The sequence below is a fragment of the Rhabdothermincola salaria genome (genome assembly GCF_021246445.1).
Taxonomy (GTDB): Bacteria; Actinomycetota; Acidimicrobiia; order Acidimicrobiales; family Acidimicrobilacustridaceae; genus Rhabdothermincola_A; species Rhabdothermincola_A salaria.
On record NZ_JAJQXW010000002.1, the window covers coordinates 438,648 to 453,973 of the forward strand.

At 70.0% G+C, this 15,326-nt stretch carries 15 protein-coding genes; 7 read left to right on the forward strand and 8 right to left on the reverse strand.

From position 1 onward, the window contains the following. Positions 1 to 34 precede the first annotated feature (34 nt). The 5 genes from gyrB to dnaA form a co-directional block, all read right to left on the reverse strand. A complete protein-coding gene (gyrB, locus tag LUW87_RS11330) occupies positions 35 to 2,101 on the reverse strand; it encodes a DNA topoisomerase (ATP-hydrolyzing) subunit B (protein WP_430300537.1) in 2,067 nt (688 codons plus the stop codon). A gap of 174 nt (positions 2,102 to 2,275) precedes the next feature. Further along, on the reverse strand, positions 2,276 to 2,599 hold the full coding sequence (locus tag LUW87_RS11335; protein WP_232671288.1) for a DciA family protein: 324 nt from the start codon (positions 2,597 to 2,599) through the stop codon (positions 2,276 to 2,278). A gap of 31 nt (positions 2,600 to 2,630) precedes the next feature. Beyond that, on the reverse strand, positions 2,631 to 3,713 hold the full coding sequence (recF, locus tag LUW87_RS11340) for a DNA replication/repair protein RecF (RefSeq protein ID WP_232671289.1): 1,083 nt from the start codon (positions 3,711 to 3,713) through the stop codon (positions 2,631 to 2,633). 16 nt (positions 3,714 to 3,729) lie between these two features. After that, a complete protein-coding gene (gene dnaN, locus LUW87_RS11345; protein ID WP_232671290.1) occupies positions 3,730 to 4,824 on the reverse strand; it encodes a DNA polymerase III subunit beta in 1,095 nt (364 codons plus the stop codon). Positions 4,825 to 5,083: 259 nt separating this feature from the next. After that, on the reverse strand, positions 5,084 to 6,508 hold the full coding sequence (dnaA, locus tag LUW87_RS11350; protein WP_232671291.1) for a chromosomal replication initiator protein DnaA: 1,425 nt from the start codon (positions 6,506 to 6,508) through the stop codon (positions 5,084 to 5,086). Between the two features lie 309 nt (positions 6,509 to 6,817). Between dnaA and rpmH the strand changes: the two genes are divergently transcribed. The 5 genes from rpmH to jag are packed head-to-tail and all read left to right on the forward strand — an operon-like array spanning position 6,818 to position 9,616. After that, on the forward strand, positions 6,818 to 6,952 hold the full coding sequence (rpmH, locus tag LUW87_RS11355) for a 50S ribosomal protein L34 (protein ID WP_232671667.1): 135 nt from the start codon (positions 6,818 to 6,820) through the stop codon (positions 6,950 to 6,952). A gap of 8 nt (positions 6,953 to 6,960) precedes the next feature. After that, positions 6,961 to 7,299 carry a ribonuclease P protein component gene (locus LUW87_RS11360; RefSeq protein ID WP_232671668.1) on the forward strand — a complete coding sequence of 113 codons (339 nt, stop codon included), beginning with the start codon at positions 6,961 to 6,963 and terminating at the stop codon, positions 7,297 to 7,299. Further along, the gene (yidD, locus tag LUW87_RS11365; RefSeq protein WP_232671292.1) at positions 7,296 to 7,559 is read left to right on the forward strand and encodes a membrane protein insertion efficiency factor YidD; all 264 of its coding nucleotides are present in this window, start codon (positions 7,296 to 7,298) and stop codon (positions 7,557 to 7,559) included. Before LUW87_RS11360 ends, yidD begins: the two co-directional genes overlap by 4 nt. 3 nt (positions 7,560 to 7,562) lie before the next feature. Further along, a complete protein-coding gene (locus LUW87_RS11370) occupies positions 7,563 to 8,714 on the forward strand; it encodes a YidC/Oxa1 family membrane protein insertase (protein WP_232671293.1) in 1,152 nt (383 codons plus the stop codon). Between the two features lie 5 nt (positions 8,715 to 8,719). Then, positions 8,720 to 9,616 (forward strand): RNA-binding cell elongation regulator Jag/EloR, encoded by an 897-nt coding sequence (gene jag, locus LUW87_RS11375; protein ID WP_232671294.1) that lies wholly within the window; start codon positions 8,720 to 8,722, stop codon positions 9,614 to 9,616. Positions 9,617 to 11,130: 1,514 nt separating this feature from the next. Here jag and LUW87_RS11380 read toward each other — a convergent pair. Continuing rightward, positions 11,131 to 11,739, reverse strand: a complete 609-nt coding sequence (locus LUW87_RS11380) for a 16S rRNA (guanine(527)-N(7))-methyltransferase RsmG (RefSeq protein ID WP_232671295.1) — start codon at positions 11,737 to 11,739, stop codon at positions 11,131 to 11,133. Positions 11,740 to 11,975: 236 nt separating this feature from the next. Here LUW87_RS11380 and LUW87_RS11385 point away from each other — a divergent pair, with 236 nt between their 5' ends. After that, positions 11,976 to 12,962, forward strand: a complete 987-nt coding sequence (locus tag LUW87_RS11385) for a ParA family protein (RefSeq protein ID WP_430300538.1) — start codon at positions 11,976 to 11,978, stop codon at positions 12,960 to 12,962. Further along, the gene (locus LUW87_RS11390) at positions 12,937 to 13,827 is read left to right on the forward strand and encodes a ParB/RepB/Spo0J family partition protein (protein ID WP_232671296.1); all 891 of its coding nucleotides are present in this window, start codon (positions 12,937 to 12,939) and stop codon (positions 13,825 to 13,827) included. Before LUW87_RS11385 ends, LUW87_RS11390 begins: the two co-directional genes overlap by 26 nt. 91 nt (positions 13,828 to 13,918) lie before the next feature. Here LUW87_RS11390 and LUW87_RS11395 read toward each other — a convergent pair whose 3' ends face one another. After that, complete coding sequence (locus tag LUW87_RS11395; RefSeq protein WP_283251096.1) at positions 13,919 to 14,938, reverse strand: peptidoglycan-binding protein; 1,020 nt, start codon at positions 14,936 to 14,938, stop codon at positions 13,919 to 13,921. Next, on the reverse strand, positions 14,935 to 15,261 hold the full coding sequence (gene trxA, locus LUW87_RS11400; protein ID WP_232671298.1) for a thioredoxin: 327 nt from the start codon (positions 15,259 to 15,261) through the stop codon (positions 14,935 to 14,937). Before trxA ends, LUW87_RS11395 begins: the two co-directional genes overlap by 4 nt. Positions 15,262 to 15,326 lie beyond the last annotated feature (65 nt).

Consider the following 15,326-nt stretch of genomic DNA (forward strand, 5'->3'; position numbering starts at 1 on the left):
GGGGTTCCTCGTGGGTGGTGCCGGGTCGCTCGCCTCAGATGTCGAGGAAGCGCACGTCCTTGGCGTTGGTCTGGATGAAGTGCTTGCGCGACTCGACGTCGTCGCCCATCAGCACCGAGAAGATGTCGTCGGCGATGGCGGCCTGCTCGACCGAGACCTTGAGCAGCGTGCGGCGATCGGCGTCCATGGTGGTCTCGCCGAGCTCGTCGTAGTCCATCTCGCCCAGGCCCTTGAGGCGCTGGAACTCCTTCTTGTGGTTCGGGTGCTCGGCCATGAAGGCGTCCTTGGACGTGTCGTCCTTCAGGTACACCTTCTCCTTGCCCACCACCGTGGAGTACAGCGGGGGTTGGGCGATGTACACGTGCTCGCGCTCGACGAGCTCGCGCATCTGGCGGAAGAAGAACGTGAGCAGCAGGGTGCGGATGTGCGAGCCGTCGACGTCGGCGTCGGCCATCAAGATGATCTTGTGGTACCGGATCTTGGTGATGTCGAACTCCTCGCCGACACCGGCACCGATGGCCGAGATGAGGGCTTGGATCTCGTTGTTCTTGAGCATCTTGTCGAGCCGCGCCCGCTCGACGTTGAGGATCTTGCCCCGGATGGGCAGGATCGCCTGGGTGCGCGGCTCGCGGGCGGCCACCGCGGAACCACCGGCGGAGTCGCCCTCGACGATGAACAGCTCGCTCTCGGCCGGGTCTCGGCTGGCGCAGTCCTTGAGCTTCTCGGGCATCCCCGCCCCCTCGAGGGCGGACTTGCGCCGGGTGGCCTCGCGAGCGTTGCGGGCGGCCAGCCGGGCGCGGGCGGCGTTGATGGCCTTGGTGACCACCTTGCGACCCTCGGTGGGGTTCTCCTCGAACCAGTCGGCCAGCCGTTCGTTGGTGGCCCGCTCGACCAGCGAGCGGATGGAGACGTTGCCCAGCTTGCCCTTGGTCTGGCCCTCGAACTGCGGTTCGCGCAGGCGCACCGAGATGATGGCGGTGAGGCCCTCGCGGATGTCCTCGCCCTGGAGGTTCTCCTCCTTTTCCTTCAGGAGGCCCTTGGCCCGGGCGTACTTGTTGACCACGTTGGTGAGGGACTTGCGGAACCCCTCGACGTGCATGCCGCCTTCGATGGTGGCGATGCCGTTGGCGAAGGAGTGCAGGCCGTCGGCGTTGAAGCCGGTGTTCCACTGGAACGCGATCTCGACCTCTTGGTCCTCCTCCACCTGCTCGAGGTAGCCGACGCCCTTGAAGAGCGCTTCCTTGGAGGAGTTGAGGTGGCTGACGAAGTCCTTGATGCCGCCGGCGTACTTGTAGGTGACCTGCTCCGAGGAGATGGCATCGGGTCGCTTGTCGACGAAGCGGATCTCGAGGCCCTTGTTGAGGAAGGCCATCATCTGAAAGCGCTCGAGGAGGGTCTGGGCCCGGAAGTTGGTGTCCTCGAAGATGGTCGCGTCCGGCCAGAAGCGCACCGTGGTGCCGGTGCGCCCGCGGGGGGCCGGGCCGATGACGCCGAGCTTGTCGACGGTCTTGCCGCCGTTGGCGAAGGTCATGCGGTGGCGGTCGCCGTTGCGGTCGATCTCGACCTCGACCCGTTCGGAGAGGGCGTTCACCACCGAGATGCCGACGCCGTGGAGGCCGCCGGAGACCTTGTAGCCGCTGCCGCCGAACTTGCCGCCGGCGTGCAGCACGGTGAGCACGACCTCGGCGGCGCTCTTGCCCTTCATGCGGGGGTCGTTGGTGGAGTCGACCGGGATGCCACGACCGTCGTCGACGACCTCGCACCCGCCGTCGGGCAGCAACGTGACCTCGATGCGGCTGGCGTGACCGGCCATGGCCTCGTCGACGGAGTTGTCGACCACCTCGTAGACCAGGTGGTGCAGCCCCCCCACGCCGGTGGAGCCGATGTACATGCCCGGGCGCTTGCGCACGGCTTCGAGGCCTTCAAGGACGGTGATGTCCTTGGCCCCGTACGTTTCGGTGGTCTGGGCCACGCGCGGCCAACCTCTTTCGGTGACGGGTGAACGACGGCGATGCGGTCCGTGACGACGGTCGAGAGCCGGGTGGACGGCGCTGACGCCGACACCCCGATGGCTCGGACCCCAGTGGCTCAGCGGCCACATCGACAGCTCACATCGCGAGGTAGTCAGTCTACCAGTGGGGTGGGACGATCCTGAGCCTTTCAGGGCGCCGGAGAGCATCGGGCGCCGATTCGGTCCCAGGATTCCGCGTCGTCTCGTCCGAGGGGTGGCGCTGGGTCCCCCCACGGGACCGGGGCCCGCGTCACCCAGAGCGGGTCAGATGGGCCGCACCCGGACCTCGATCGAGGTCACCGGCGCCCCGTCGAGGCCGGCCAGCCGCTCGAGGAGGGTGGCCTCGAGGAAGCGGAGCTGGGTGGCCCAGGCCGGGTCGGTGACCCCGATCACCAGGGTGCCCCCACGCAGGCTCAACGGCCGGGTGTGCCCGCTGAGCCGAGGGCCCACCAGCTCGTCCCACCGCTGGTAGAGCGCGCCGAGGGCATCCACGGACGGCCCGCCGAGGTGGCGCACGACCCGATCGAGGGCACCGCCCATGGGCGCGGGCTCCTCGGCGGCGGAACCGGGAAGGGGCGACCAGGGCACGAGGCTGACTGTACCCATGCGGTGCGACCGCTCAGATCTCCCTGGTCACCTGGCCACCGGCGACGCGGAAGACCACGTCGGGCCGAGCGCCGGGGGGAAGACCGGCGGCGCTGGTCAGCAGCGTCTGGCCTTCGGGCAGGTGGGTCAGCAGCGCACCCGAACGGTCGGGATCGAGCTCGGAGAACACGTCGTCGAGCAACAGCACCGGTGGTGTCCCGGTCGCGGTGGTCACCGCCTCGTGGGCGGCCAGGCGCAGGGCCAGGGCCAGGGAACGCTGCTCTCCCTGGGACGCATGGGTGCGCGACGGCAGACCTCCGATGCGCAGGTCCACGTCGTCGCGGTGGGGTCCCACCAGGCTCACGCCCCGACGGACCTCGTCGCGGCGAACCCGCGCCAGCGCCGCCTCGAGGCCCTCGGCCCGCCACGGCGCCACGTAGTCGACGGTGACCTCGGCCGGTCGGCCGGCCACGCGGTCGTAGGCCCGGGCCAGGAACGGGCGCAGCTCTTCCACGAGGTCCTCGCGTGCCGACGCCAGCGCCTCGCCCGATTCGATGAGCTTGGTGTCCCACACCGCCAGGGTCAGCTCGACCTCCTCGGTGATGCGACCCCCGGCCTGGCGCAACAGCGCGTTGCGTTGACGCAGCACCTTGTCGAGATCGGTGCGCAGGACGTCGAGCCCGGGCCGGCGGGCAACCAGGGCGTCGTCGAGGTAGCGCCGTCGCCCGGCGGGACCGCCCTTGACCAGGTCGAGGTCGTCGGGAGCGAAGACGCTCACCCTCAGCGCCCCCAGCAGGTCACGTCCCCGGGTGAGGCGCTGGCGGTTGACCATCACCCGTCCCCGTCCCGAGGGCGTGATCTCGGCCTCGATGAGCAGGGAACGACCCTCGCGCTCGCCCTCGGCTCGCACGATCGCCGTGGCGGCGCCGCTGGCGACCATCGCCTCGTTGGGAGCACCCCGGAACGACGAGAGCGTGGCCAGGTAGCCCACGGCCTCCAACAGGTTGGTCTTGCCCTCGCCGTTGGCGCCGAGCAGCACCGTGAGGCCGGTCCCGAGCTCCAGTTCGGCGCTGGGGTAGGACCGGAAGTCGGTCAGCCAGAGGGACCGCAGCAGCACCGGGCGAGCCGGCGGTCTAGGAGACCCGAACGGGCATCAACAGGTACAGGAAGTCCGGGCTGTCGACGGCCTTCACGAGCGCCGGCTTGAGCGCGTCGATGGTCTCCAGGGTGATCTCGTCACCGGGCGTGACCTCTATTCCGGCGATGAGGTATTCCGGGTTGAAGGCGACGGTGAGCTCGTTGCCGCTGTACTTGGCGTCGAGCTCCTCCCGGGCCTGGCCCACGTCCTGGGTGATGGCCAACAGCTCGAGGGTGTCGGCGGACATGACGAGACGGACCGGGGTGGCCTCGCGAGCGAGCAGCCGCACGCGACGCAGGGCCTCCAACAGGGCGTCGCGCCCGACGCGGAGCTGGTTGGGCTGGCTGCTCGGAATCAGGCCCCGGTAGTTGGGGAAGTCGCCCTCGATCAACCGGCTGGTCACCCGCACGTCGCCGACCTCGAACGCCACGTCGCGCTCGCCCAGGCGCAGGGTGACGGTCTCGGCGCTGCCCAGGAGGCGGGAGAGCTCCTTGAGGGCGGTCGAGGGCACCAGGACCTGCTGGCCCTCGTCGAGCACCGACGTGCCGGGCAGGTCGCGCACGGCCAGCCGGTAGCTGTCGGTGGCCACGAGACGCAGCCCGTCGCCCTCGGCGGCGAGCAGGACGCCCGTGAGGATGGGCCGCGACTCGTCGTTGCTGGCGGCCGAGACCACCTGTCGGAGGGCATCGGCGAAACCGGCGGCGTCGAGGTCGACGGAGCGCTCGGCGGGCTCGGGGAGCTGGGGGAACTCCTGGGCGGGGATGGTGCGCACCGCGAACTGCGAGCGCCCCGAGCTGATGCGGGCCTCCTCGTCGGTGACCTCGACGGTGACCGCCCCGGGCGGAAGGGCCCGGCTGATGTCGCCCAACAGCTTGGACGGCACCACGGCGACACCGTCGGTCTCGCCGCTCACGGCGGCACGGACCGAGATGGTCAGGTCGAGGTCGCTGCCGGTGACCGACAGCTGGTCGCCCTTGACCTCGAGGCGCAACCCGGAGAGCACGGGCAGCGAGCTGCCCCGGCTGGTGACGGCCCGCCCGGCGGCGTTCAGGGCGTCGACCAGGGGATCACGTTCGCATCGGAACTTCACACCAGCTCGCTTTCTCGTACCTCTACTGAAGAAGTGTGATCTCTAGGTAGTAGTCGTAGTAGGGCCTGTGGATCGTGGACAACCTGGTGTTCTCCCTGGTCAGGGACCATGTGGTCGTCCTCGCGATGTCCACAGCTGCGCACAGGCTCGCGCACCGTGCGCCGACCCCGGGGGATGAACCCCTCGTCGTCCACCGATCGTCCACCGGCCGGCGCGGCCTCGTCCACCGAGATGTCCACGGATCCGTGCACAGGCGGGGTCATCCGTTCTTGATCCGTTGGATGAGCTCGGTGACCTGGTCGTAGATCTGGCGCTTCTCCTTCATGAGACCGCCGATCTTCTCCACGGCATGGATGACGGTGGTGTGGTCCCGGCCACCGAACTCCCGGGCGATGGCCGGGTACGACAGGTCGGTGAGCTCACGGAACACGTACATGCTGATCTGGCGAGCCGTGACGAGCGGGCGGCGCCGGCTCTTGCCCTGGATCTCCTCGATCGGGAACCCGAACATCTCCGAGGTGCGCTCGAGGATGAGTTCCGGGGTGATGGCCCGGGGTTGGGTGTCCGAGAGGATGTCGTCGAGGACCTCTTGGACCATCGGGACGCTGAGCTGTTGGCGGGTGAGGCTGGCATAGGCGCACACCCGGATGAGGGCGCCCTCGAGCTCGCGGATGTTGTTGGTGATGTGGGTGGCGATGAACTCGAGCACCTCGGGCGGGGGTTCCACCGGCTCGCGCTCGGCCTTCTTGCGCAGGATGGCGAGGCGGGTCTCGAGCTCGGGGGGGTTGATCTCGGTGATGAGGCCCATCTTGAAGCGGCTGCGGAGACGGTCCTCGAGGGTCGAGATGGCATCCGGGGGCCGATCGGAGGACAGCACGATCTGGCGGTCGGCCTGGTGGAGCGACTCGAAGGTGTGGAAGAGCTCCTCTTGGAGGTTCTCCTTGCCCTCGATGAGCTGGATGTCGTCGAGGAGCAGCACGTCGACGGCTCGGTAGTGCTCCTTGAAGGTGGCCATGCGGCCCCGGCCGAGGCGCATGGCGTCGACGAACTGGTTGAGGAACTGCTCGGTGGAGACGTAGCGGACCCGGTAGCTCGGGTAGTTCACCGAGACGTAGTTGGCGATGGCCTGCAGGAGGTGGGTCTTGCCCAGTCCCGGGTCGCCGTAGATGAACAGCGGGTTGTACGACCGCGCCGGGGTCTCGGCCACGCTGAGCGCGGCTGCGTGGGCGAAGCGGTTGGAGGTGCCGGTGACGAAGGCCTCGAAGGTGTAGCGGTCGTTGACGGGCTGGCCCGGGAGCCCGGTCTTGGCCGGTTCGACGGCCGATTCGTGCTGCTGCGGTGGCGCCGGGTGGCGCAGCGGGGCATCGTCGGCTTCGAAGAGCTCGAGGTCCTCGCCGGCATCGCCCGGGCCCTCGTCGTGGCCCACCGGGGCGGCGTCGGTGACCACCTGGACGGCGAGGCGCACCTCGGGGCGGCCGATGTCGGCCAGCGCTCCCTCGACCAGGGTCAGGTAGCGGTGCTCGACGCGGTCCTTGACGACCGAGCTGGGCACGGCCAACAACAGGCGGTCCTCGGCCAGGCCGATCGGGACGGCGGCGGAGAAGGTGGTGTGCCAGACCGCCTCGGAGACCTGCGTCCGCAGGACCTCGGCACATGCTGTCCACAGCGATTCGGCCTGGTCCACCTGCACAAACGCCCTCGATCGACGATCTCTGGTCCACAGCCACGTCCACATGTGTGGAAAAAGGCAGCGCTGCCCGTGGAAACGGGCCGGTCAGGCGGTGGACTCCCGTGTTCTTCCCCCGCAGGCGGTCGTTACCGCCGAACGGGTGCCGGACCGTAGCACGCTCGCCGATGTTGCCGCACCGGTGGACTTCGCTCTACCGTGACGGCGAGCCAGAGCCGGGCCGCGTCATCGTCGCGGCATTCGGCGGATGGTCATCATCGTGACAGACCTGGGGCCGGGAGGCTCGCATGGTCGAGGAGGCAGGACGTGAAGCGCACCTTTCAGCCCAACAACCGGCGCCGTGCCAAGCGGCACGGTTTTCGCCATCGCATGGCGACGCGCGGTGGTCGTGCCGTGGTCCGGGCTCGCCGGCTCAAGGGCCGTTCGCGCCTGTCGGCCTGATCTGGCGCATCCGTGACCGGCGAACGTTCCTCGAGCTCCGCCGGTCGGGGACGCGCGCCCGTCGTGGACCCGTCGCGGTGATCCATCTCCCGGACGATCCCGAGGCGCCTGCCCAGCACCCCCGAGTGGCGTTCGCCGTGCCCCGCAAGGTTGGCAACGCCGTCGTGCGCAACCGCATCCGCCGCTGCGTCAAGGGCCGGCTGCTCCAGCGGGTCCGTGATCCCCGCCGCGGCGTCGCTCCCGGTGCCTACCTCGTGACGGTGCGCCCCGAGGCCGCCGGGCTGGGCGGCCCCGAGATCGCCGATCTGGTCGAAGGCTGCCTCGATCGGTTGGACCGACGCCGATGACCGCGATCGCCGACACCGCCGGGCCTCGGGCCTCTTTGGCGGCCCGGGCTGCGCAGGCCCCGGTCCGCGCCTACCAGTGGGCCTTCGCGTGGCGGATCTCGCCCTGCCGCTATGTGCCCAGCTGCTCCACCTACGCTCTCGAAGCCCTCGAGGTGCACGGCGTCGTCCGGGGCACCTGGCTGTCGGTGCGCCGTCTGGGTCGCTGCCACCCGTGGGGTGGCCACGGACACGACCCCGTTCCTCCTCGGAAGGTCTCGTAAGTCATGCAGGTGTTCTTCGACGCCCTCGCCGCTGTGCTGGCGTTCTTCTACGACCTGGTGCCGAACTACGCGTTCGCCATCATCATGCTCACCCTCGTCGTGATGGTCGTGGTGACGCCGCTGACCCTCAAGGGCACGCGCTCCATGATGATGATGCAGCAGCTCCAGCCCGAGATGCGCAAGATCCAGACGCGCTACAAGGACGATCGCCAGAAGCTCAACGAAGAGCTGCTCAAGTTCTACAAGGAGAACAACATCAACCCCCTCGGGGGCTGTCTGCCGCTGTTGGTGCAGATGCCGGTGTTTCTCGTCCTCTACCAGGTGCTGCGCGGTCTCACCCGTCGGGTGACCGACATGGGCTTCGACGTCGGCTGGGCCTCCAACCTGTTCGCTGCGGGCGATCCGATCACCGAGGCACCTGCGATCGAACGAGCGTTCGATCCATCGTATGTCAACGAGAGCTCGTCGCTCTACCAGAGCCTCGCCGGCTCCACCGAGATGGACGCCTTCGGGATGGATCTCAGCCAGAGTGCCAGCCAGGCGCTCGGTGAAGGGATCCTGACCGCCCTGCCCTTCCTCATCCTGATCGCCATCGTCGGCGCCACCGGCTTCATCCAGCAGCGCCAGATCCAGGGCCGCAACCCTGGAGCGTCGATCAACCCCCAGCAGCAGATGATCATGAAGATCATGCCGATCTTCCTGCCGGTGATCTCCTTCGGCCTCCCTGCCGGCCTGGTGGTCTACTTCGCGGTGTCCAACCTCTACCGGATCGGTCAGCAGGCCTTCATCTCCCGCAGCATCTACGGGATGAAGAAGGGCCAACCCTCGGTGCTCGCCGGCAAGGGTGGCGACGACGACGCGGCGCCCCAGCAGTCCTTCCGCGAGATGTTCGGCCTGGCCAAGAAGAACGCCGAGACCACCGCCAAGGCCAAGGCGGCCAAGCCCACTCCTGCCAAGAGCGGCGCCCGGAGCAAGTCCGCGGCGAAGACCGGCGGATCCGCCAAGGGCGGCACCGCCACCAAGACCAGCGCCAAGAGCGGCGCCAAGAGCGGCGCAAAACGTCCATCCAAGTCGAGCAGCGGCAAGAGCGCGGCGGGGAACACACCACCCCCGACCCTGCAGCCCCGTGCTCGCAAGAACCAGAAGAAGAGGTAACGCACGTGGAGTGGGTCGAAACCACCGGGAAGTCACTGGAAGAAGCCAAGGACGCCGCCCTCGACGAGCTCGGCATCGCCGACGAGGACGCCGAGTTCGAGGTCCTCGAAGAGCCCAAGCAGGGCCTCTTCGGCCGTACCCGTGGGGAGGCCCGGGTCCGGGCCCGCATCCGCCCCACCCAACCCAGGCCCAAGGTCGAGCGACGTGACCGTCGCAAGGGCAAGGGGCGGGGCGGTGAGGGGCGCAGCAGCCGTTCGGCCTCGACCGGGGCCACCGAGACCACGACCGAGGCCGAGGAGACCCCCGACCCCGCTCCCGTCGCCGCGGACGAGCCCACCCCGGCTCGCCCGCCGCGCGGTCGGAGCTCCCGTGGTCAGTCCACCAAAGCCGCCGAAACCCCCCAGGGAGCTCCCGTGAGCGACACCGACCGAGACGTCGACATCGACACCCACACCACCATCGTGACCGACTTCGTCACCGGCCTCGTCGACGCGTTCGGGGCCGAGGGCACCGTCGCCGCCGAGAAGGTCGACGACGACAACGTCGAGGTCCGGGTCACCGGCAGCGACCTCGGCCTCCTGGTCGGGCCCAAGGGCGCCACCCTCGCGGCCGTCCAGGAGCTCTCCCGCACCGTGGTGCACCGCCAGGTGCCCGGTACCGCCGCGGGCCGGGTTCGCGTCGACGTCGCCGGCTATCGCCAGATGCGTCGTGAGGCCCTCGAGCGGTTCGTGCAGTCCATCGCCGAGCAGGTGCGGGAGTCAGGCGTGCAGAAGGCGTTGGAGCCCATGTCGCCCCCCGACCGCAAGGTCGTCCACGACACGGTGAACGAGATCGACGGCGTGCGAACGATCTCCGAGGGCGAGGAGCCCCGTCGTCGAGTCGTGATCGCCCCCGACGACTGAACGAGCCCTTGGCCCGACCGGGCCCGCAGCGGTGAGACGAAGACCCAGCCTGAGGGCTGGGTCTTCGTCGTTCCCGGCCCGTTTCACGTGAAACACCATCGTCGCCGGGCTGCGGTGGCCCACCACTGCATCACTGCCCCACTCCCCACAGCCGCACAGCATCGCCGCAGCGCTGGAACGCAGCGCCGATGCCCGCCGGACGGCAGCAACGACGCCCTTCGAAGAGGCGTCGGGGTGGTCCGGTCGGTCTGGACCGAGCCCGAGCCCGAGGCCGGGCGCGGGAGCCGAGCCGTGTCCGATGGTCGTTGTCCGTGCCTCTCCCCTGCCAGGGGGTGCACCACGGGTTCGCCGCCGAGCGGCGGGAGGGGTGCACTGGGGACCGTGACCCTCACGCGGGCGATGGCGGCACGACCGAGAGGCTTCTGTGCCCCGGCGCGGGGACCCGGCGGCTTCGCTCCCCGTCCCCAGAGTGGCGTCGACCCCCGAGGGCGCCCCTGGGTGTCGCCACCCTCGGCGGGCCACCACCAACCAGGAGGGTCGTGGGTGGTCGGTCTCCTCCGGGGGTCGGGGCGACTGGGCCGAGACCGGCTGTCCATCCATCAGGGGTGGTCCGGTCGTTCGTCCCTCGCGAGTCGAGGTCCTGTGCGGTCAACGAGTCGGCTTCGACCACCGGGGGCGGCAGGCCTCCCCGTCGCGTCTGCCGGCTCGGCTGCTCTCGGCAGGCGACGGCACCAGGGTGGTGGGACCCCGCCGCGGCGCGCCGGTGGTGCTCCCGGCCGGGCGAGGGGGTGGCTGGGAGTCGGCCATCGAGGCCATCGTCGTCGGACGGTCGAGGGATCGACCCCGCCCCCCCCAGCCACCCGTCGTGCGCCGAGCCGAACGCGGGCCCGCTCGGGGGACGGCGTCCGCAGGGTCTCCCGATGCTGCCGCAGCGCGCCCGGAGGTCCCCCGGGGCGGCCGCCCCCGACCGTTCCCGACCACGACGACCCGGAGGACGGGCACGGCAGGGGTTCGAGAGCACGGCCACGACCGGAGTCCGGCTCGGGAACCCGTTGGCGGCCAGGTGAGCCCGGCCCCCGACGCGGTGACCCGGACTCCCGATCCATCGGCGAGCGTCGCAGCGGCACCGCCCTGGGGCTGCGGGGCCGAGCTCAGGGCTAGAAGGTGATCGCCCAGGCGGGTCCAGCTGCAGCACCTCAGGCATCGGCTCCCGCTGCGCATCCATGTCTGGGGAGGGCGCCGGCGTCCGGCCGGTGGCGATGGGCCAGGGGAGCTCGGCTCGTGCGCGGAGGGCCTGGCTCGTGGGGTCGTGACCTCGTGCTCGAACGCATGGTTGAACGCCTGGTGCCCGGGGAGTGACGACGGGGCCCGGGTGGTCGCGGCGATGGTCGCCCTCCCTCAGACCGGAGCGGTCGGGCGGGTGCGGCGGGCGGGTGGCGCCATCATCATCATCGGCCGTGAGCTCTTGGCGGGCCGCCTCGGTTCCGGTGCTGGGTCGCAGGGTGATGGGCAGCTCAGAAGAGGGGGCGCTTGGCGGGGATCCCCACCCGGCGGGGGAGTTCGGTGGGGCAGGGCTGGACGGAGCGCAGCACGGTGAGCTGTGACGACGAGCGGGGGTCGCGAACCAGGCCCACACGGTCGAGGCCCTCCGGGGGCCATCGGTCGCCGGATCCGGGTGGCTCGCTGACGAGCAGCCGTCCCTGGGGGGCGAGGAAGGGTGCTCCGCACTCAGCCACCACCGCCGGAGGACCGAACAGTCGGGCCGTCACGGTGTCGAACGTTCCTCGGAGATCGACCTCGTGAGCCAACGCCTCGGCCCGGCCGTGGAGCACCTGCACCCGCTCGCCGCAGCCCATAGCGGTGACCGCCTGACGGAGGAGGGCCACCCGTTTGTCCTGGGCATCGAGCAAGGTGATGGTCAGCTCCGGACGCATGTCGGCGATGACCAGGCCCGGGAGCCCGGCCCCGCTCCCGAGATCCAGGAGGGTTCCGGCCCCGGAGCCCAGGGCATCGAGGAAGTGGTGAGCGTGGCGGAGGTGCTCGTCGATGGGGGTGGGGCCGAGGACACCCAGGCGCCGAGCCCGCTCGAGGGCCTGGCGAAGGGCAACGCTGACGTCGGGCATGTCCCCACAATGCGTTCGAGCCCGGCCCCTGTCCAGTTGGCCGGTGCTGCTGGGGAGGCCCGTCCGCCCGGCGCGCCACGCGGCCATGGTCGAGGGTGTGTTTCACGTGGAACACACCCTCGGGTCCTTGACCTGTGGTGGCCTCCCGGCCAGGATGGGCCCGCACACCGGAGAACGCTTCGGTGGTGCCTGTCCGCCACGTCGATCCGCGACGTGCTCGGCCTCTGAGTGGGTGTATGGATCCCGACGACACGTCTGCCACATCACGTCCTGCCTCGGGCCCACCCGACGGCGCTGCGCCCGCTGCCGACACCGGGCCCTCGGACGTCCCGGCACAGGCGCCCGTGGCCCCGGTTGCCGAGCCGCGCAGCGTCGAGATCCCCCCGGAGCTCGCGGCCATGGGCGATGTGATCGAGGCGGGTTCCCCCATCTCACAGGATCGCCCCTTCCCTCGGATCATCGCCGTGGCCAATCAGAAGGGTGGCGTGGGCAAGACCACGACCACGGTGAATCTCGGGGCCTGCCTGGCCGAGCTGGGCTACCGGACGTTGTTGGTCGACCTGGACCCTCAGGGCAACGCCTCCACCGGGCTCGGCATCAATCCCCGGGCTCTCGAGGTCTCGATGTACGACGTCCTCCTCGCCGACACCCCGCTCGAGGACTGCATCGAGGGCAGCTCGGTGCGCAACCTCTTCGTGGCCCCGGCGAGCCTCGACCTGGCCGGAGCGGAGATCGAGCTGGTGCCGGCGTTCAGCCGGGAGCTCAAGCTGCGCAACGCCCTGGCCACCGTGCACGACGACTACGACTTCGTCTTCATCGACTGCCCGCCCTCGCTCGGTCTGCTGACCGTGAACGCTCTCGCGGCCGCCAGTGAGGTCTTGGTCCCGATCCAGTGCGAGTACTACGCCCTCGAGGGCCTGGGGCAGCTGCTGCGCAACGTGGACCTGGTCCAGAAGAACCTGAACACCGCGCTGGAGGTCAGCGCCATCGTGCTGGTGATGTACGACGCCCGCACCAAGTTGTCCGACCAGGTGGCGGCGGAGGTCCGGGCCCACTTCGGCGACAAGGTCTGTCGTCAGATCATCCCCCGGACGGTGCGGCTGTCCGAGGCCCCGTCGTTCGGTCAGCCGATCATCACGTTCGATCCGAGTAGCCGGGGCGCCATCGCCTATCGGCAGTTGGCCAAGGAGGTCAGTGGTGGGACGCCGAAGCGGATTGGGTAAGGGGCTCGGGGCGCTGATCCCCACCACGGCCACGGTCGAAGAGGAAGCACAACTCCACGAGCTGCCGATCAGCCAGATCGAACCCAACCGGTACCAGCCACGCGAGTACTTCGACGAGGAGCAGCTGGTCAGCCTGGCGGCTTCCATCCGCGCTGTGGGGGTCCTGCAGCCGGTGCTGGTGCGACCCGCCGGCCCGGAGCGCTACGAGCTCATCGCCGGTGAGCGTCGATGGAGGGCCGCCCGCCGAGCAGGCCTGCAGACCATCCCCGCCCTCGTGCGCCAGACCGAGGACGTCCGCTCGCTCGAGCACGCCTTGGTCGAGAACCTCCACCGAGCCGACCTGAACCCCCTGGAGGAGGCGGCGGCCTACCAGCAGTTGATCGAGGAGTTCGATCACACCCAGGAGGAGGTGGCGACTCGGGTGGGCAAGAGCCGCTCCGCGGTGGCCAACACGCTGCGCCTCCTGCACCTACCGGCCACCATCCAGCGCCTGGTGCAGGACGGCCAGCTGTCGGCCGGCCATGCCCGGGCCCTGCTCGGCACGCCGGATCGGCAGTTCCAAGAGGCGTTGGCCCAGCGGGCGGTGGCGGAGCGCCTGACGGTTCGCGATGTGGAGGAGGAGGTGCGGCGTCACCAGACCGAGACCGACGATCCGGCGACGCCGCCCCCGACCAAGGCGCCGGCGCCGGTGCGCCCGGCCGCGGTGCTCGAGCTCGAGGAGATGCTGGCCAACCTGCTCGACACGCGTGTGCAGGTGTCGGTCGGCGCCAAGCGGGGGCGACTGGTCGTGGAGTTCGCCACCCTCGAGGATCTCGAGCGCATCTACCGGGTCATGGCCGAAGGCCCGGAGGGCGACGGCGCTTGACCCTCACCCGCTCGTGGCGGTGAAGGGTTCTCCACAGGCTGTGGCAAAACCTGTGGTCAATGTCGAGTCGACGGCTGGGCCGTGTGACCGCCTATGAACCCTCGACCGGCTCGGTGACCCAGCTGCGGACGGCCTCGACGATCGTCGAGGCCACCATCGAGGACCGTTCCACCACCACCGGAGCGGGGCCCAGGAAGCACACGACCGCGGGCATGCGCGTCTCGCGCAGGATGGGCAGGCGCAGCCCCGAGGCCCGGCTCTCGTCGATCCCAGCGACGCCGGGGAGACGTTCGGTGAGGAGCTCGGCCAGCTGGGCCCCGCCGACCGAACGGAAGCCCTCGGTGGCGTAGAAGGCGGTGCGGCACTCGGCGTGGGCGAGGAGCTCGAGGCCGATGTACAAGTCGGCGTCGAAGGCGTTGGCCTCGCGCGCCTGGGTGGACGGATCGGGGTGGTGCAGCACGGCCACCACGGCCCCTTCGTCGTGCAGGAGCCGACCGATGGCGGAGGCGAGCACGTCGAGGCCGCCGTGCTGACCGATGACGATCCGGCGTCGCTCGAGCTGTGGTGGTGCCGCCCGGAGCCGCTCGCGCTCGCGCACGCCCGCCACGCTGTCGGAAGTGGTGCGGCCCCCGAGCCGGGCGAGCGCGGCGCCCACCTCGGGACCGCACACCCCGTCGGTGGTGAGGCCCTGGTTGCGCTGGAACTGACGCAGGGCGCTCTCGGTCTGGGGGCCGAAGATGCCGTCGACGCGCCCGGCGTCGAAGCCGAGGGCGCCGAGGCCGAGCTGGAGGGCCTGGACGTCGTCGCCGCGCAGCATGGGGCTGCGCAGGTAGATGAGACGGTCGCCCAGCCGGTAGCCCGCTTCGACCAAGGCGTGCCAGGTGGCGTCGTCGCACAGGCCGGTGACGAGCAGACCTCGCTGCTCCTGGAAAGCCTCGATGGCGTGTTGCGTGCTCGGTCCGAAGATCCCCAGCTCGCCCCGATCGACAGTGATGCCTGTCAGGTGCAAGCGTTGCTGAACATCACGGACAGCGGGGCCCTCCGCACCGGGGCCGAGAGGATCATCGACGACGATGACAGGTGGTCCGGGTGTGGGGCCCGAGCGGCTCAGAGGAAGGGTCGCAGATCCTCGAGGAGCTGGCCCTTGCCCTTGGCCCCGACGATGCGGGCCGCTTCCTGACCGTCCTTGAACACGATCATGGTGGGGATGCTCATGACGCCGTAGCGGCGGGCCACATCGGGGTTGTCGTCGACGTTGAGCTTCGACACGGAGAGCTTGCCGGCCTGCTCGGAGGCGATCTCTTCGAGGATCGGGGCGATCATCTTGCACGGACCGCACCACTCGGCCCAGAAATCGACGATCACGGGCTCGGTGGCGGAGCCGATCTGCTCATCGAAGGTGGTGTCGGTGAGGTTGGAGATGGTGTCGGACATGTTGGGTGCACCTCGTGGGGGCGTGGGTTCGAGAGGTCGGGCCCGGATGGGGTCACGCTAGCGGC